This window comes from Streptomyces sp. ISL-100 (assembly GCF_018614615.1).
Taxonomy (GTDB): domain Bacteria; phylum Actinomycetota; class Actinomycetes; order Streptomycetales; family Streptomycetaceae; genus Streptomyces.
The window spans coordinates 41,888-58,868 of the sequence record NZ_JAGGOK010000053.1 but is presented as its reverse complement, the minus strand read 5'-3'; the positions used below and the strand labels follow the sequence as shown (position 1 = coordinate 58,868).

Genomic DNA, 16,981 nt, shown 5'->3' with positions numbered 1-16,981 from the left:
CCACGCATACCCGGTATGCCAGTTGCTGTCGCGTGTGACGCGCGGGGCGACGGGGGGCTCCGGGACGAGTAGGGGGGCATTGTGAACAGCACAGTGCGCCGGCATCTGGGGAAGGTGCTGGCGGGGGCCGCGATAGCGGTGACCGGAACCGCGGTGATGATCGGGGTGACCCTGCCGGATCCGGCAGGAGCCGACGACACGCGGGGCGGACGTTCGGGGAACGCGGCCGTCGCCGGGTCCGCCCAGGGTGAGCGGAGCGCCCAGGGGAACCGGGACAGTGCGAGCACGGCGGCGGGACAGGCGCCCGAGCCCGGGGTGGTCGAGGGCGCCCCGGCCGTGGACGAGCAGGGCGTCGGCAGGGACCCCCTGACGGACGCCGAGCTGGAGCGGGTGGAGAAGCTCGCGCTGACGCCCTCGCAGTTCGCCGGCGGCAGGGACGTCGAGGGGGACCGGGGGCCGCAGCACCTCGGCACGAACCTGAGCGAGATGGAGCCGTCCGAGGTCGACGACGCCGCGCCGCCGCGCCGCGCGGAGGTCTCGTACTACGACTACAAGAGCGACGAGCTGGTGACGAGGACCGTCAACCTCGCCAACGGCAAGGTCGAGCGGTCCAGTGCGGTCAAGGGCGTACAGCCGTCGCCCACCCGCCAGGAGAGCCGTGAGGCCGCGGAGCTGATCATGGCGAGCCCGCTCGGCGAGGGCCTGAAGAAGGACTATCAGGACGCCATGGGCAAGCCGCTCACCTCGGTGGACCAGCTGCGGGTGAGCGGCGGGATCTACCGGGTGGACCGCGAGAAGACGGTGCCGCCGGCGCTCGCAGAGTGCGGGGTGCACCGGTGCGTCCGCGTCACGCCCAAGGTCAAGAACGGGCCGTGGATCGACGCCCGCGATCTCGTCGTCGACCTGAGCGCGAGGACCGTCGGCCGCATCGGCTGACCACCCTCCCGGCCCTCTCGACGCCCGTCTCATCCTCTTCAGTCCCTTCCGGCCTTCAGGCACTTTCGGCACTTCCGTACGAGGGAGTTCATCCTCATGCACCTCAACAGAGCTTCTGGTGCCCGCAAGCGGGCCGCGGCAACCCTCGCGGTCGCCGCCCTGATGGGCAGCCTCGCCGCCGCGGGCGGTTCCGCGGCCACCGCGGCACCCAAGGCGGCACCCGGGGCCGCACCCGCGGCACCCGCCCCGCCCCCGGCCGACTGCAGCGCGGCGTACCGCATCGAGCAGAAGCTCGACGGCGGCACCACCTGGCGCATGTGCTGGAATTACGACAGCGACGCCGGCCTCGTCCTGGAAAAGGTGTCGTACCAGCCCAAGGGCGAACCCAAACCGATCCGCGTCCTGACGAGCGCCAAGCTCGCACAGGTGCACGTGCCGTACGACAACGGCCAGGCGGAGTTCGACGACCTCACCGGCCAGGACTTCGGCGCGGAACTCCAGGACCTGAAGCCGGCCGAATGCCCCGGCGGCACCATCAAGACCGTCCGGGTCCAGGGCGCGGGCAACGTCAAGGGCATCTGCACGACCACGCGTGCGCGCGGGCACGCGTACCGCCTCGCCAATGACGAAGGCACCAAGGTCTGGCAGGCCCAGGGCAAGGACCTGCTCGTCTACACCGTCAACAAGGTGTCCTGGTACGAGTACATCACCGAGTGGCGGTTCTCGTCCGACGGCACCATATCCGCCAACGTCGGCGCGACCGGCAGTCTCGCACCGGACGACTACGACGCCACCGACGGCCGTGGCTGGCCGATAGGCAAGGGCGCGCGGGACTACGCCACCAGCCACAGCCACAACGTCTTCTGGCGGCTCAACTTCGGTCTCGACGGCAACTCGAAGAACCGGATCGAGCAGTACGACTCGAAGGTGACCCCGCCGCGGGGCGATGGAATGCCCACCACCAAGACGACTCGTACCCCCATTGCCAAGGAACTCGCGGGCGACGCCAAAAGCATGCGGTGGTGGCGGGTCGTCAGCGCGACCGGCAAGAACAAGGACGGGCACGCGCGCTCGTACGAGATCGTGCCCGGCAGCACCAACAAGCACCCCGGGCGCAGCTTCACCAAGCACGACGTGTACTTCACGAACTACCGCAAGTGTGAACAGTTCGCGAGCAACAACATCCGCGACTGCGGCAGCGAGAACGCGCCGGACAGCGTCGACAAGTGGGTGAACGGCGAAGCCCTCAAGAACCCGGTCACGTGGGTCAATATCGGGTTCCACCACATCGCCCGGGACGAGGACCAGCAGCCCATGCCGGTCCACTGGCAGGGTTTCCAGCTCGCGCCCAGGGACGTAACCGCTATGAATCCGCTCACTCCGGCTGATCTCGCAGGACAGAACGGGCATTACCGGTAGGGGAGTTGGGAAAGGAGCCTGCGGATCCGGCTGCACCGCCTCCCGCTCCCGGAGTACCCTTCCTTGATCGTTGAAGACGGGGCTTCCAGGAGCTGAAGGCGGTGCGTGGGTGAGCTCGGGAGGGCTGGAACTGCCCCCCGGTGACGCAGGTCACGAGGGGGGTTCCGCAGGCGTCCCGCCCGGAGCGGTCTCGCTTGCGCGGCCGATGGAGATCGGAGCGGAGCTGGACTGGGGCGCGGACGCCTGGAGCGAGGTGCGTACGCGCGCCCAGCGGGCCGGTCGGGCCTACATCTGGCTGAACCTCGTGGAGCAGCGGCTGCGCGCCGTCGTCGCCGGGGTGCTCCGGCCCATCTACGAGCCGGTGCACGGCGAGGACGACTGGGTGGTCGCGGCCGCCGGGCCCGCGGGCCAGGAGTGGGTGCAGCGCGCTGTCGCGGTACGGGAGGTGTCCCGCAGGAAGGGCTACCTGCTCGACCCGGCCGACGACAACGTCATCAGCTTCCTCACGCTGCCTCAGCTGCGCGAGCTCATGGTGCAGCACTGGCCGTGCTTCGAGCCGTACTTCGACGACCGGCGCGACGTCGAGCTGGCCCTGGACGAGCTGGAGGTCACCCGTAACGTCGTCTCGCGCAACCGGGCGCTGTCCGAGGCCGTTCTGGCCCAGGCGGAACGGGCGTCCGCGCGGCTGCTCGAAATCCTGGGCAGCGGTACCGGCGTGTCGTCGTCGGACCGGCTCAAGGTGGACGCGGTCGAGGATCTGGTGGGGGACCGGTACGCCGATGTCGTCAGCGTCCACCCGGACCGGGTGCGACTCCAGCGCCAGCTGCCCGCCGAGGACCTCTTCGGCGGCGCGCGGCGGCTCGACGCGATCGGCATAGGCCTGAACCTCCTCGTCCAGAACTTCTCCGGCAGACGGCTGGTGCGGCTGGCCGAGTCCGGCTGCCGGATACGCCTGCTCTTCCTGAACCCGGCGAGCAGTGCCGTCAAACGACGCGAGCGCGAACTCGGGCTGAAAAAGGGTGAATTGAGCCGGTCGGTGGAGATGAACATCCTCCATATGCGGCGGGTGCGCTCCAAGCTCCGTGACCCGGGGGCGTTCCAGATCCAGGTGTTCGACGAGACGCCGCGCTTCACGGCGTACCTCGTGGACGGGGACGGCTCGGACGGGCTCGCCGTCATCCAGACGTATCTGCGCAAGGCGCGCGGTATGGAGGCGCCGGTGCTGGTGCTGCGGGGCGGCAGGCGCGGCGTGGTCCGGCACGGACAAGGCGGCCAAGAAGCCGAACACGGTCTTTTCGATACTTATCGGGAGGAGTTCGAAGCCGTGTGGGCGGACTCCCGGCCGGTCTCCTGACGGCTTCTGGCGGTCTCCTGACGGCGTTGTCAGTGGCGCGTGCGAGGGTGGTTTTCCACCGGGGAGCTTCCGGGGGAGCATCACGAAGGAGGTCCCAGGATGGGATGGCACGGGGAACCGCTGGTCGGATTCGACCTGGAGACGACCGGCACGGAGCCGCTGGAGTCCCGGATCGTCACGGCGTCGATCGTCGGCGTGAAGGACGGCGCAGTGGTCCGGCAGCGTGACTGGCTGGCAGACCCGGGCATCCGCATTCCGGCGCAGGCGTCGGCGATTCACGGCATCAGCAGCGAGCGGGCCGGTGCGGAGGGCAGGCCCGCCCGCGAGGTCGTCGAAGAGATCGCTCAGACGCTCACCGGCTACTGGGAGCGGGGGGTGCCCGTCGTCGCGTACAACGCGGCCTTCGACCTGACCCTGCTCGCGGCCGAGTTGAGCAGGCACGGGCTGCCGTCGCTGAGCGAGCGGCGCGACGGCGCGGGCATCGGCCCGGTCATCGATCCGTACACGATCGACCGCGCCGTCGACCGCTACCGCAGGGGCAAGCGGACGCTGGAAGCGGTCTGCGTCGAGTACGGCGTGGTCCTGGACGGGGCCCACGAAGCCTCGGCCGACGCCCTCGCCGCGGTCAGGGTCGCCCGCGCGATAGCCGAACGCCACCCGTCGATCGCGGCGCTCACCCCTGGCGACCTGCACGACAAGCAGATCCAGTGGTACGCCGACTGGGCCGCCAACTTCCAGGAATTCCTCCGCAAAAAGGGCACCCCGGACGCGGTCATCGATCCGCGCTGGCCGCTGCGCGAGCTGACCCCGGCAGCGCTCTGAGGCCCTGCCGCCGCCCGGCGGCCGCTCCTCAGAACGGGTACCAGCGGACAGCCGGGTCGCCGTCGCGCAGGGACGCCACCCGTCGGAGGAACTCGGCCAGCGCCGCCGGGTTGGACGGGGCGTGCTGCGCCACCCAGGCGCAGCTGGCAGTCTCGCGGGCGCCGCGCAGCACCGCGCAACCGGACCATTCGCGTACGTCCCAGCCGTACGCCGAGGTGAACGCGTCGTACGCCTCGGCGGCCAGGCCGTAGCGGTCGCGGGAGAGGGCCATCACCACCAGGTCGTGCTCGCGGAAGTCCGCGGCGAAGGTCTCCAGGTCGACCAGGACCGGGCCTTCGGGGCCGACGTGGACGTTGCGAGGCAGCGCGTCGCCGTGGATCGGACCCTGCGGGAGGTGCGGGGTGAGCGTGGCCGCCGCGGCGGCGAAGCCGTCGCGCCGCTCACGCAGATACGCCGCGTCGGCCGGGTCGATCGCGTCGCCCGCGAGCCGCAGCCACCGCTCGACCCCGCCGAGCAGTTCTCGCCGGGGGAGGGGGAACGAGGGGGCGGGCAGGGCGTGAACGAGGCGCAGCAGCTCCGCCAGGTCCTGGGCGCCCGCGGGACGTACAGCCTCGGGCAGCCGGTGCCACACGCTCACCGGGTGGCCGTCCACCACGCGGGGCTTCGGCTCGGCGGCCCGTACGGCGGGGACGCCCGAAGAGGCCAGCCAGGCCGCGACGGCGAGTTCGCGCTGGGCCCGCGCCACCAGCTCCGGGTCGCGGCGGCCGATCTTGACCACGAGGTCGCCGGCCCCGAACACCGCGTTCTCGCCCAGCGCCAGCAGCATCGCGTCCCAGGGGGAGGCGGGGAGTCCGGCGGTGGCCAGAATCTCGCGTGCTCGTGTCTCGTCCATGAGCACAGATTCTCGCATTCCCGCAGGTGGGGTTGACGAACCGACGGCCCGTCAGCACGATGACGGGGGCCGCCGGGGCGGCTGGGCAGTCAGATCCGCCGAGCCACCCGAAGGAGTGGAATCTGTGACATTAGAGACCGCAAAGGCGCGGTCCGGCAGAAGTTCCCGCAATGGTGCGGACCACGGCGCCTGGTTCCTGGTGCTGCCCGCGCTGATCCCGATCCTGATCCTCAGCGTGGGCCCGCTGCTCTACGGCACAGCCCTCGCCTTCACCGACTCCCAGTCGGGCCGCACCACACCCACCCAGTGGATCGGGCTGCTGAACTTCCAGGACCTGCTGCACGACACGCTGTTCTGGGACTCGTTCCGCATCGGCCTGCTGTGGGCGGTCGGGGTGACCGTGCCGCAGTTCCTGCTGGCGCTCGGCCTCGCCCTCCTGCTCAACCAGAACCTCCGCTTCCGCTGGCTGGCCAGGGCGCTCGCGATCATCCCCTGGGCCATGCCCGAAGTGGTCGTCGGCATCATGTGGCGCCTCGTCTACAACCCCGATGCCGGGATCCTGAACGAGACCATCCGCGATCTGGGCCTGGGCGGCGGCGGCGACTGGCTGACCGGCCTCGCCACCGCCCTGCCCGCCGTCATCCTCGTCGGCATCTGGGCGGGCATGCCCCAGACCACGGTCGCCCTGCTCGCCGGCCTCCAGAACACCCCGCACGAGCTGCACGAGGCGGCCGCCCTCGACGGCGCCGGCGCCTGGCGCCGCTTCCGTACCGTCACCTGGCCCGCCATCAAGCCGGTCGCCCTCGCCATCACGGCGCTCAATTTCATCTGGAACTTCAACTCCTTCGCCCTGGTCTACGTCCTGACCAACGGCGGCCCCGGCGGCCGCACCCGCCTCCCCATGCTCTTCGCTTACGAACAGGCCTTCCGCTACGGCCAGTTCGGTTACGCCGCCGCCATGGGCTGCGTCATGGTCGCCGTGATCTCGGTAATGCTCGCCTTCTACCTCGTGGGCCGCCTGAAGGGAGGCGACGACCAGTGACGCTCCCCACCAGCAGGTCCGCGCGCACCGGCCAGTACCTCGCGCTCCTGTGCTACCTGGTCTTTCTCGCCTTCCCCTTCCTCTGGCTGATCTCGACGGCCTTCAAGCCGCCGCGCGAGCTCGGCTCCCTGCACCCCACCTGGATCCCGGACAACCCGACCCTCGACAACTTCCGCCAGGCCTTCGACGAACAGCCCCTGCTGGAAGCCGCGCTCAACAGCCTGACCGCCGCGTTCTCGGCATCCCTGATCGCGGTCGTCATCGCGACCCCGATGGCCTACGTCATGGCCCGCCACCGCAACAAACTCTCCGCCGCCGCCACCGGATGGGTCGTGGTCAGCCAGGCGTTCCCGTTCGTCCTGGTGATCATCCCGCTCTTCCTCATCCTCAAGAACCTCCACCTGATCAACTCCCTGGTGGGCCTGATCATGGTGTACGTCGTGTGGTCCCTGCCCTTCGCGCTGTGGATGCTGGTCGGTTACGTCAGGGCCGTACCACGGGAGCTGGAGGAGGCCGCCGCGGTCGACGGCGCGAGCAGGCTCCGTACGCTCGTCTCGGTCACCGCCCCGCTGCTGGCCCCCGGCATCGTCGCCACCGCGCTGTTCGCGTTCATCACCGCATGGAACGAGTTCTTCTTCGCGCTCGTCCTCCTCAAGACCCCGGAGAAGCAGACGTTGCCGGTCGTGCTCACCCACTTCCTCGGAGCGGAAGGCGTGGCCGACCTCGGCCCGCTCGCCGCCGCCGCGTTCCTCGCCACGCTCCCCTCCCTCGTCGTCTTCGCGCTCATCCAGCGGCGGATCACGGGCGGCATGATGGCCGGGGCGGTGAAAGCGTGATGCGACGTATCACCAAGCTCGCGATCGCGGCCACAGCGCTCGCCTCGCTGCTCCTCACCGGCTGCTCGGACAACGGCGGCGGCGACCGGGACGCCGATGGGAAGGTCACACTCCGCTTCCAGTCCCTGGCCTGGCAGAAGGAGTCCGTCGACGCCAACAAGGAGCTCGTCGACGAGTGGAACGCCGAACACCCCGACGTACGGGTCGAGTACGTCCAGGGCAGTTGGGACAGCGTCCACGACCAGCTGCTGACGTCCTTCGAGGGCGGCGAGGCGCCGGACATCATCCACGACGCCTCCGACGATCTGGCCGACTTCGCGTACGGCGGCTACCTCACCGACCTGCGCGAGCTGCTGCCCGCCCGGCTCAGGAGCGACATCCCGCAGCGCAGCTGGGACACGACGACGTTCGGCGACGGCGTGTACGGCGTGCCGTTCCTCCAGGAGCCGAGGGTCCTGATCGCCAACGAGAAGATCCTCAAGGAGTCGGGCGTACGCATCCCGACTGCCGAAAAGCCGTGGAGCTGGCCGGAGTTCCGCCGTATCACCAAGAAACTCAGCAGCGGCGACGGCAAGAGGTTCGGCGTCGCCTGGCCCCTCAAAGACCCCGTCTCCGCCACCCTCAACCTGGGGCTCTCGGCGGGCGGGCAGCTCTTCCACCGCGACGCCGACGGCAAGGCCGAAGTGCGCTTCACCGAGGGCGACGCCGTGGTCCCCGGCACCGTCCACGACCAGGTCAACACCGACAAGAGCGCATCGGCGGCCACCCTCGGCATGGGCGGCTCCGACACCCTGCCCGGCTTCTTCGGCGGCAAGTACGCCATGGTGCCGCTCGGTTTCTCCTACCGGCAGCAGATCGCCCAGCAGGCACCCGAGGGCTTCGAGTGGAAGGTGCTGCCGGCCCCGGCCGGCGCCGAGGGCCCCGCCCAGGGAGTGAGTCCCCAGACGCTTTCGATCGCCGAGGAGAGCCCGTACAAGAAGGAGGCGATGGAGTTCATCGACTTCTTTCTTCAGCCCGCCAACATGGCCCGCCTCGCCAAGGGCGACTGGATGCTCCCGACCGGCAACGGTGCCCTGAAGGACCCGGCTCTGCGCGCCGAGAAGGACGGCTGGGCGACAGGCGCCGCACTCGCCGAGCACCTGGTGTCGGCCCCTGCCCAGTCCGTGCGCGGCTATCCCGAGTGGAAGGACAAGGTGGCGACTCCCGCCTACCAGGAGTACTACAGCGGTGCGATCGACGCCGACGAGCTGGAGAAACGCCTGGTCGAGGACGGAAACCTGGTGCTGGCCCGCTACCAGCGCTGAGTCGCGTCGCCGAGTCGGTGGGGCGGCGGAAGCCGGTCGCGCTGCCACATTCATGTTGCACGAGACGTCTCGTCTCGTTTAGTGTCCCGGTATGACTTCACGCAAGCGTGCCCACATCGCCATGTTCTCCATCGCCGCCCCCGGGCACGTGAACCCGAGCATCGAGGTGATCCGGGAGCTCGTCGCCCGGGGACACCGCGTCTCGTACGCGATCCCCGCCTCCTTCGCCGAGAAGGTCGCCGTCACCGGCGCCGACCCGGTCGTCTACACCTCGACGCTTCCCACCGGGGACAACCCGGAGGACTGGGGCACGGAGCTGATCGACAACATCGAGCCATTCCTCAACGACGCGATCCAGGTCCTGCCGCAGCTCGTCGAGGCATTCGAGGGTGACGAACCGGACCTCGTCATCCACGACATCACCGCCTACCCGGCGCCCGTCCTCGCCCACCGCTGGGGCGTGCCCGCCGTCTCGCTCTCCCCGAATCTCGTCGCTTGGGAGGGGTACGAGGAGGAGGTAGCCGGGCCGATGTTCGCCGAGCTCAAGCAGTCCGGGCGCGGCCGGGCGTACTTCGCGCGCTTTCGCGCCTGGCTCGACGAGAACGGGATGCCCGACCTCGACCCCGACCGCTTCGCGGGCCGCCCGCGCCGCAGCATCGTCCTGATCCCCAAGGTCCTCCAGCCGAACGCCGACCGCGTGGACGAGTCCGTCTACTCCTTCGTCGGTGCCTGCCAGGGCGACCGCGAGGACCAGGGCGAATGGCAGCGCCCGGCCGGCGCGGACAAGGTGCTGCTGGTGTCGCTGGGTTCGACGTTCACCAAGCTGCCGGCCTTCTACCGGGAGTGCGTCAAGGCCTTCGGTGACCTGCCCGGCTGGCATGTGGTGCTCCAGATCGGCAAGTTCGTGGACGAGTCCGAGCTCGGCGAGGTGCCTGCCAACATCGAGGTCCGCGACTGGGTGCCGCAGCTGGCCGTCCTCAAACAGGCCGACGCCTTCATCACGCACGCGGGCGCCGGCGGCAGCCAGGAGGGTCTCGCCACCGGTACGCCGATGGTCGCCGTCCCGCAGGCCGTCGACCAGTTCGGCAACGCCGACATGCTCGTCTCGCTCGGCGTCGCCCGCAGGATCGACACCGAGGCCGCCACCGCCGACGCGCTGCGCGCCGCCGTCCTCGGCCTTGTCGAAGATCCCGAGGTGGCCCGCAGGGCCGAGGGCATCCGCCGCGCCATGGCGTCCGAGGGCGGCACTGCGCAGGCGGCCGACCTCATCGAGGCCGAACTGCCCACCCGGTGACCGGAGCGCCGTCTCCTTGATTCCTTCTCGTCAAGGACGACGGGCACTGGTGGGTCGCCCTCGGCGACGGCGACCCGGCGGCGGGCAATGGGAGTTGAGGCCCCTGTCCGACTTGGCGTGCGCTGACCCATTTTTTATTACGAACCCTTGTTGAGTAAGTAACAGGCGCATGAAGGTCTTGATCTGAGCGCGTCAATCGGTCAGGGTTTCGAGCAGCCCCGGAGAATTTCCGGTCCGGAGGCAAATCCCCCCACATTTTGACGAGGAGACCCCTCTTCATGGCAATTCATAAGCGTTCCAGCCGCCTGAAGCTCACCGCGGCGATAACCGCCGTAGCGGCCGCGGCCGGCGTGACCGTACTCAATTCCTCCTTCGCGGGAGCCGCTCCCGTCGCCGAGGGCCACGTGTACGGAGCCGACGCCAAGGGCGCCGTCGCCGGCAGCTACATCGTGATGCTGGACGAGAAGGCCGACAAGCAGGACCTGGCCAGGGAGTACGGCGGCAAGCTGCAGCGCAACTACAGCTCCGCCATCAACGGCTTCTCCGCCAGCGGACTCTCCGAGACCGAGGCCAAGCGCCTCGCCGCCGACCCGTCCGTCGCCAAGGTCGTCCAGAACAAGAAGTTCTCGATCAACGCCACGCAGGACAACCCGCCGTCCTGGGGCATCGACCGCGTCGACCAGGCCGACACCGCCGGCGACAGCAAGTACACGTACCCGGACAGCGCGGGCGAGGGCGTCACGGCGTACGTCATCGACACTGGTGTCCGCATCTCGCACAAGGAGTTCGAGGGCCGCGCCGCCCACGGCTTCGACGCCGTCGACAACGACGACTCCGCCGACGACGGCAACGGCCACGGCACGCACGTCGCCGGAACCATCGCGGGCGCCGCGCACGGTGTCGCCAAGAAGGCGAAGATCGTCGCGGTCCGCGTCCTCGACGACAACGGCTCCGGCACCACCGAGGGCGTCGTCGCCGGCATCGACTGGGTCACCAAGAACCACCAGGGCCCGTCCGTCGCCAACATGAGCCTCGGCGGCGGCGCGGACGAGGCCCTCGACGAGGCCGTACGCAAGTCCATCGCCTCCGGCGTCACCTACGGCGTCGCGGCGGGCAACGAGTCGAGCGACGCCGGCCAGGGCTCCCCGGCCCGGGTGAAGGAGGCCATCACTGTCGCCTCCAGCACAAAGGAGGACGCGCAGTCCGACTTCTCCAACTTCGGCGCGGTCGTGGACATCTACGCGCCCGGCTCCGACATCACCTCCTCCTGGAACGACAGCGACGACGGCACGAAGACCATCTCCGGTACGTCCATGGCGGCCCCGCACGTGGTGGGCGCCGCCGCGGTCTACCTGGCGGGCCACCAGGACGCCACCCCGGAGGCCGTCGCGACGGCGCTGACCGGCGGGGCCACCCCCGACAAGATCAGCAACCCGAGCCAGGGCACCCCGAACAAGCTGCTGAAGGTCGTCGAGTAAGAACACGCGCTCAGCACTGAACGGGCGGTCGCCGTGCCCTCCCCCACGGGGTGCGGCGGCCGCCTATCGTTTGGCGCATGACCACGACGTACGCCGCCCTCCTGCGCGGAATCAATGTGAGCGGGCACAAGAAGGTGCCCATGGCGGAGCTCCGGGCACTGCTGACGGAACTGGGCCACCGGGATGTCCGTACGTACCTCCAGAGCGGCAACGCCGTCTTCACCACCGACGTGGACGCATCGGCCGCAGCCGAGGACGCACTCGCCGCGGCCCTGGAACAGGCCATCGAGACCCACTTCGGGTTCACCGTCGACTGCCTGGTCCGCAGCGGCGCCTATCTGAAGGCCGTCGCCGACGCCTGCCCCTTCCCGGCCGCCGAGCTGGAGGCGAAGCAGCTACACGTCACCTACTTCTCGCGGCTCGTCGGCCCCGACCGGTTCGCGTCCATCGACCCGGCGGCGTACCTGCCCGAGGAATTCCGCCTCGGTGACCGCGCTCTCTACCTCTACGTACCGGACGGCCTCGGCCGCTCCAAGCTCGCCGAGGTGCTCGCGCGACCGGCCCTCCTCAAGAGGGTCACCGGGACCACCCGCAACTGGAACACGGTCACCAAACTCGTGGAGATGACCCGTGACTGACGACGCCGTCGAAGCGGCCATCGAGAACGAACTGCGCCTGCTCGACCCGGCCGTCCGCAACAGCCCCGAGCTCCTCGCCGCGCTCCTCCATCCCGAGTTCCGGGAGTTCGGCGCGTCGGGCCGGCGCTGGGACCGGGACTCGATCATCGCGGCCCTCACCGACGAGTCCGCCCCGAAGGCCCGCCCGATCACCACCACGCGGATGACGGGCGTACGGCTCGCGGAGGACCTGGTCCAGCTGACTTTCGACACCGAGAGCAAGGGCCGCCGCGCCCACCGCAGTTCGCTGTGGCGCCTGACGGACCGGGGCTGGCTGCTCTACTTCCACCAGGGCACGCCGTACGAAGAGGAAGAAGAGGGCACCGGCCCCGGAGTCACGCCGCAGGCGCCATGACCCGCTCGACACTGCTGACAGCTCCGCTCACAGCTCCGCCATCTCCTGCGCGCTGAGCCGCAGCTCCGCCGCGTCCAGGTTCTCCTCCAGGTGTACGAGCGACCCCGTGCCCGGCGTCGGGCACAGCACGGGCGAGCGGTGCAGCAGCCAGGCCAGCGCGAGCTGCCCACGGCCGTTCAACTCCCCGTTGCCCAGGGGGAACCAGGGCAAAAACGCGATCCCGCGCGCCTCGCACAGCTCAAGAACGTCCTCGGAGGACCGGTCCACCAGGTTGAAGCGGTTCTGTACGGACGCGATCTCCGTCAGCGCCAGCGCCTCCAACAACTGCCCGGCGCTGACGCAGTCCAGACCGATGTGCCGGATCTTGCCCGCCGCGCGCAGCTCGTCGAGCGCGCCGAGCTGTTCGGCCATCGGTACGTCCGGATCGAGCCGGTGCAGCTGATACAGATCGATGGTCTCCACCCGCAGCCGCCGCAGGCTCGCGTCGCACATGGCCCGCAGGTCCTCGGGCCGCCCCGCGATGTGCCAGGCGTCGGCGCTCGTACGGACGACCCCGCCCTTCGTCGCGACGACCAGCCCGTCGGGGTAGGGGTGAAGCGCCTCGGCGACGAGCTCTTCCGCCAGCCCCGGGCCGTAGTTGTCCGCAGTGTCGATGAGCGTGACACCGCGCTCGACCGCACGCCGCAGTACCGCGACCGCGTCCGCACGCTCGCCGCGCGGCCCCCAGTAACCGGGCCCGGTCAGCTGGGCCGTACCGAAGCCGAGGCGACGTACGGGAAGATCCCCACCGATCGTGAGAGTGTCCGAGATCATGTACGCACGCTACTCCGTGCACCCTGCACACAAGGGGCGGGGTGTGGGAGGCTCCCACGCATGCGCTACATCATCATCGGGGCAGGGGCCGTCGGCGGCACGATCGGCGGGCGGCTGGCAGAGGGCGGGCACGAGGTCGTACTCGTCGCACGCGGGGCGCACTACGACGCCCTGCGCGAGAGGGGTTTGCGCCTGACGACACCTGAGGGCACCCGTACTCACCAACTCCCGGTGGTCCGCAGCCCGGACGACCTCGGCCCGTTCCTCCGCCCCGACGACGTACTGCTCCTGTCCGTCAAGACCCAGGACAGCACGGCCGCACTCGATACGTGGAGCGCGCGGCCGGTGGCCGGGGGCGGCACGGCGGGCGAACTCCTCCCGCTGGTCTGCGCGCAGAACGGCGTCGAGAGCGAACGCCAGGCGCTGCGCCGCTTCCGCCACGTCTGCGGCATGTGCGTCTGGCTGCCCGCGACGCACACGGAGCCGGGCTGCGTGGCGGCCGCGGGCGCGCCGGTGTCCGGGATGCTGCACGTCGGCCGCTACCCGTCGGGTGTCGACGACACTGCCCGGGGGATCGCCGCGGACCTGGCGAAGTCGCGGTTCCTGGCACCGGTCGTGCCGGACGTGATGCGGTGGAAGTACGCCAAGCTGCTGAGCAACCTGGCCAATTCGATCGAGGCCGTCTCCGGGCTCATCGTGAGCGACGAGGCGAGGGCGCTCTTCCGGCGCGCCCTCGCTGAGGGACAGGCCACGCTGGCCGCCGCCGGCATCGAGGCCACGTCCCAGGCGGAACAGGCCGAAGCGCGCGGCGGCCGGATCACGTTCGAACCGTTCGACGGGTCGGAGCGGGGTGGCGGGTCGTCCTGGCAGAGCCTCAGCCGGGGGACCGGCACGATCGAAGCGGACTACTTGAACGGGGAGATCGTGCTGCTGGGCAGGCTGCACGGCATTCCGACGCCGGTGAACGAGGCGTTGCAGCGTGTCGCGAACACGTTCGCGCGGGAGCGGAGGGAGGCGGGCTCGATGGGGGTCGCGGAACTTACGGCGCTGGTGGACGCGGGGTAGTTCTTTCCCCGACCCTGCGGCTCCGCCCCAGGCCCCGCTCCTCAAACGCCGGAGGGGCTGGATGGTGCGGCCGAATCCAGCCCGTCCGGCGTTTGAGTACACGCCCGTAGGGCGTCTGTGTGGTCTGGGGGCTGGGGCTTGCCCCCCACGCGGCGGAGCCGCAAAGTGTCGCAGCGGGAAGGGCGGGTAGGGGAACAGCCCCGCAGGGCACCGGCCCCTTACGCGCTGACCGCCGCCGCCAGCCGCACCGGCATCCGTGCTTCCTCGTACCGCGTCAGCAGCAGCCGCGCCAGCTCCGGCGACGCGCCCAGCACCTCCCCCAGCACCTCCGCGCCGGATTCCCCCGCGCCCCGCGCGATCCGGTCCGGCAGGAAGCCGGGGGCGATGACGTACGGGGCGACGGCGACACGCCGAACCCCCGCGGCAGTCCGCAACGACCGCACTGCGTCCTCCGTGCGGGGATAGCCCCCGGCAGATACAGCGGAGGCGAACGCAGGCCGCACGGCGCACCAACCGGTGTACCGCAGCTCCCGCGCGATTTCAGCGATCACTGCGATCGCCTCCGGGTCTGTGGAGCCCGCCGAGGCCAGGACGACCCCGGTCGAGCTCTTGTCACCGGGCGTGAGCCCGGCTTCGTGCAGGCGCCGCTCCAAAGCACCGAGCAGCAGCGGCGACGGGCCCAGGACCTCCGCCTGATGGATCCGCAGCCGCGGCAACCGCGCCGACGCCTCGTGGAGTACGGCCGGGATGTCGGCCTTCGCATGGAAGGCGCGGGTCAGCAGGAGGGGGAGGGCCACCACGTCCTCCACGCCCTCCGACGCGAGGCGCTCCAGCACCTGAGGAACCGCAGGGGCGTTGAAGTCCAGGAAGCCGGTCTCCACGCGCAGCCCGGGCCGCAGCGACCGCACGCGCGCCACGAGCGCGTTCACGGTCGCCGCGTGCCGCGGATCGCGGCTGCCGTGGGCTATGACGAGAAGGACCGGACGTCGGGACGACAACAACATGGTGAATCAGCCCTTGGTCAGGAGGCCACGGCTGCGCAGCACGCGGCGCTCCAGCGGGGAGAAGAACAGCAGGTCGATGCCGATGCCGACAACGAGGATCAGGATGATCGTGGCCAGCACGCCCGACATGTCGCTGAAGGTACGGAAGTTCTCCATCAGCTGTCCGAGACCCGTACCGAGATCAGGCGAGTTGGCGATCAGCTCGGCGGCCATCAGCGAGCGCCACGAGAACGCCCACCCCTGCTTCAGCCCCGCCAGGTACCCGGGCAGCGCGGCCGGCAGCAGCACATGCCGTATGCCGTTGATACCGGTCGCCCCGATGGTGCGGCCCGCCCGCAGGTACAGCGGCGGGATCTGGTCGACACCGGCGACGAGACCGTTCGCGATGGACGGTACGGCGCCCAGCAGCACCACCGCGTAGATCGTCGCGTCGGTCAGTCCGAACCAGATGATCGCGGCCGGCACCCAGGCCACCGACGGCAGCGACTGGAGCCCGGACAGGATCGGTCCGATCGCCGCTCGCACCACCTTCACCCGGGCCACGAGCAGCCCGAGCGGCGTACCGATGGCGACCGAGACCGCGAAGCCGAGGGCGCCGCGCGAAACGCTGGTCCAGATGTAGCCGAGCAGGGTGCCCTCGAGCCACATCTTCTCGATGGAGTGCCATACGTCCACCGGGCTCGGCAGGACGTAGTCCGGCTTGAGGTCGGAGGCCGCCGCGAGCTGCCACAGCGTGATGACCAGGGCGATGGCCACCAGCGGCGGCACCACCTTGGACAGCAGGATCCGCCCGAGGCCGACCCGCTCCGCCGAGTGCTTCGTCTCCAGTGCGTCCAGGCCGGCTTCAAGACCGGCGAGGTCGTTCTTCGGGCTGGTATTCGGGCTGGTTTCAGTGCTGGCCATGTCGGCGGATCTCCCCCCGCAGCTGTTCAGTGATCTCTACGGACAGGTCGGCGACCGCGGAATCCTCGATCCGGCGCGGCTGCGGGATGCCGACCTTCCACTCGCGCGCGATGCGTCCGGGACGGGACGACAGCAGCACCACGCGCTCGGCGAGGCGGACGGCCTCGCGGACGTTGTGGGTGACGAAGAGGACCGAGACGCTGGTCTCGGACCAGATGCGGGTCAGTTCCTCGTGCAGTACGTCGCGGGTGATGGCGTCCAGCGCCGCGAACGGCTCGTCCATCAGCAGCAGCTTGCTGTCCTGCGCGAGCGCCCGCGCCAGGGCCACGCGCTGGCGCATACCGCCCGACAGTTCGTGTACCCGCTTGCCGTACGCCCCGCCAAGACGCACGAGCTGGAGCAGCCGCTCGGCCTCTCCGCGCCGCTCGGGCTTCGCCATGCCCCGCATCTTGAGGGCGAGTTCGATGTTCTTCCCCGCCGTCAGCCACGGGAACAGCGCGTGCTCCTGGAACATCAGGGCGGGCCGGCCACCGGGTACGTCGATGGCGCCCGCGGAGGGCTTGTCGAGTCCGGCGACCAGGTTGAGCAGCGTCGACTTGCCGCAGCCGGAAGCCCCCAGCAGGGTCACGAACTCGCCGGGCGCGACATCGATGCTGATGTCGTCCAGCACGAGCTGCTGGGCGCCGGGCCGGCCGAACGACTTCGACACGTGGTCGATCCGTGCGGCGTACGGCACCGTGTCTACGGGCGCGGCGGCCTGCTTGACGTCGAGTGTGGTGGCCATGAG

At 70.1% G+C, this 16,981-nt stretch carries 17 protein-coding genes; 12 read left to right on the top strand and 5 right to left on the bottom strand.

Annotated features, from left to right (window positions below; genetic code table 11):
* Positions 1-81: 81 nt before the first annotated feature.
* The 4 genes from J7E89_RS23685 to J7E89_RS23670 all read left to right on the top strand — a co-directional run bounded on the left by J7E89_RS23685 (position 82) and on the right by J7E89_RS23670 (position 4,531).
* A complete protein-coding gene (locus tag J7E89_RS23685; RefSeq protein WP_214976400.1) occupies positions 82-936 on the top strand; it encodes a Tat pathway signal sequence domain protein in 855 nt (284 codons plus the stop codon).
* Positions 937-1,032: 96 nt separating this feature from the next.
* Complete coding sequence (locus tag J7E89_RS23680) at positions 1,033-2,355, top strand: copper amine oxidase (RefSeq protein ID WP_214976399.1); 1,323 nt, start codon at positions 1,033-1,035, stop codon at positions 2,353-2,355.
* Between the two features lie 109 nt (positions 2,356-2,464).
* On the top strand, positions 2,465-3,709 hold the full coding sequence (locus tag J7E89_RS23675; RefSeq protein ID WP_214976398.1) for an SAV2148 family HEPN domain-containing protein: 1,245 nt from the start codon (positions 2,465-2,467) through the stop codon (positions 3,707-3,709).
* Positions 3,710-3,808: 99 nt separating this feature from the next.
* The gene (locus J7E89_RS23670; protein ID WP_214976397.1) at positions 3,809-4,531 is read left to right on the top strand and encodes a 3'-5' exonuclease; all 723 of its coding nucleotides are present in this window, start codon (positions 3,809-3,811) and stop codon (positions 4,529-4,531) included.
* Between the two features lie 28 nt (positions 4,532-4,559).
* Here the strand turns inward: J7E89_RS23670 and J7E89_RS23665 are convergent, their stop codons facing one another.
* Complete coding sequence (locus tag J7E89_RS23665; RefSeq protein ID WP_214976396.1) at positions 4,560-5,423, bottom strand: phosphotransferase enzyme family protein; 864 nt, start codon at positions 5,421-5,423, stop codon at positions 4,560-4,562.
* On the opposite strand from J7E89_RS23665, the gene J7E89_RS23660 reads away from it, so the two are divergent.
* From J7E89_RS23660 to J7E89_RS23630, 7 genes are all read left to right on the top strand, one after another.
* Complete coding sequence (locus J7E89_RS23660; protein ID WP_251060977.1) at positions 5,422-6,465, top strand: carbohydrate ABC transporter permease; 1,044 nt, start codon at positions 5,422-5,424, stop codon at positions 6,463-6,465. The two genes, J7E89_RS23665 and J7E89_RS23660, sit on opposite strands and share 2 nt — an antisense overlap.
* On the top strand, positions 6,462-7,301 hold the full coding sequence (locus J7E89_RS23655) for a carbohydrate ABC transporter permease (protein WP_214976394.1): 840 nt from the start codon (positions 6,462-6,464) through the stop codon (positions 7,299-7,301). The genes J7E89_RS23660 and J7E89_RS23655 overlap by 4 nt, the downstream gene beginning before the upstream one ends.
* Positions 7,301-8,605, top strand: coding sequence for an ABC transporter substrate-binding protein (locus J7E89_RS23650; protein WP_214976393.1), 1,305 nt, complete (start codon positions 7,301-7,303; stop codon positions 8,603-8,605). Before J7E89_RS23655 ends, J7E89_RS23650 begins: the two co-directional genes overlap by 1 nt.
* A 91-nt stretch (positions 8,606-8,696) precedes the next feature.
* A complete protein-coding gene (gene mgt, locus J7E89_RS23645) occupies positions 8,697-9,899 on the top strand; it encodes a macrolide-inactivating glycosyltransferase (RefSeq protein WP_214976392.1) in 1,203 nt (400 codons plus the stop codon).
* A 278-nt stretch (positions 9,900-10,177) separates the two neighbouring features.
* Positions 10,178-11,377 (top strand): S8 family peptidase, encoded by a 1,200-nt coding sequence (locus tag J7E89_RS23640; protein ID WP_214976391.1) that lies wholly within the window; start codon positions 10,178-10,180, stop codon positions 11,375-11,377.
* 77 nt (positions 11,378-11,454) lie between these two features.
* Positions 11,455-12,015 carry a DUF1697 domain-containing protein gene (locus J7E89_RS23635; RefSeq protein WP_214976390.1) on the top strand — a complete coding sequence of 187 codons (561 nt, stop codon included), beginning with the start codon at positions 11,455-11,457 and terminating at the stop codon, positions 12,013-12,015.
* Positions 12,008-12,409 carry a DUF4440 domain-containing protein gene (locus J7E89_RS23630; RefSeq protein ID WP_214976389.1) on the top strand — a complete coding sequence of 134 codons (402 nt, stop codon included), beginning with the start codon at positions 12,008-12,010 and terminating at the stop codon, positions 12,407-12,409. Before J7E89_RS23635 ends, J7E89_RS23630 begins: the two co-directional genes overlap by 8 nt.
* A 27-nt stretch (positions 12,410-12,436) precedes the next feature.
* On the opposite strand, the gene J7E89_RS23625 is transcribed toward J7E89_RS23630, so the two are convergent.
* Entirely contained in the window at positions 12,437-13,222 is a 786-nt protein-coding gene (locus J7E89_RS23625) for an aldo/keto reductase (protein ID WP_214976388.1), read from the bottom strand.
* A gap of 60 nt (positions 13,223-13,282) precedes the next feature.
* Here J7E89_RS23625 and J7E89_RS23620 point away from each other — a divergent pair, with 60 nt between their 5' ends.
* Complete coding sequence (locus J7E89_RS23620; RefSeq protein ID WP_214976387.1) at positions 13,283-14,287, top strand: ketopantoate reductase family protein; 1,005 nt, start codon at positions 13,283-13,285, stop codon at positions 14,285-14,287.
* A 218-nt stretch (positions 14,288-14,505) separates the two neighbouring features.
* Here the strand turns inward: J7E89_RS23620 and J7E89_RS23615 are convergent, their stop codons facing one another.
* Genes J7E89_RS23615 through J7E89_RS23605 form a run of 3 tightly spaced genes read right to left on the bottom strand, consistent with a single transcriptional unit; the run spans position 14,506 to position 16,978 of the window.
* Positions 14,506-15,291, bottom strand: a complete 786-nt coding sequence (locus tag J7E89_RS23615; RefSeq protein ID WP_214976386.1) for a sirohydrochlorin chelatase — start codon at positions 15,289-15,291, stop codon at positions 14,506-14,508.
* 6 nt (positions 15,292-15,297) lie between these two features.
* Positions 15,298-16,194: an ABC transporter permease gene (locus J7E89_RS23610; protein ID WP_214976385.1), complete on the bottom strand. Its 897-nt coding sequence runs from the start codon at positions 16,192-16,194 to the stop codon at positions 15,298-15,300.
* Positions 16,181-16,978, bottom strand: coding sequence for an ABC transporter ATP-binding protein (locus J7E89_RS23605; RefSeq protein ID WP_214976384.1), 798 nt, complete (start codon positions 16,976-16,978; stop codon positions 16,181-16,183). The genes J7E89_RS23610 and J7E89_RS23605 overlap by 14 nt, the downstream gene beginning before the upstream one ends.
* Positions 16,979-16,981 lie beyond the last annotated feature (3 nt).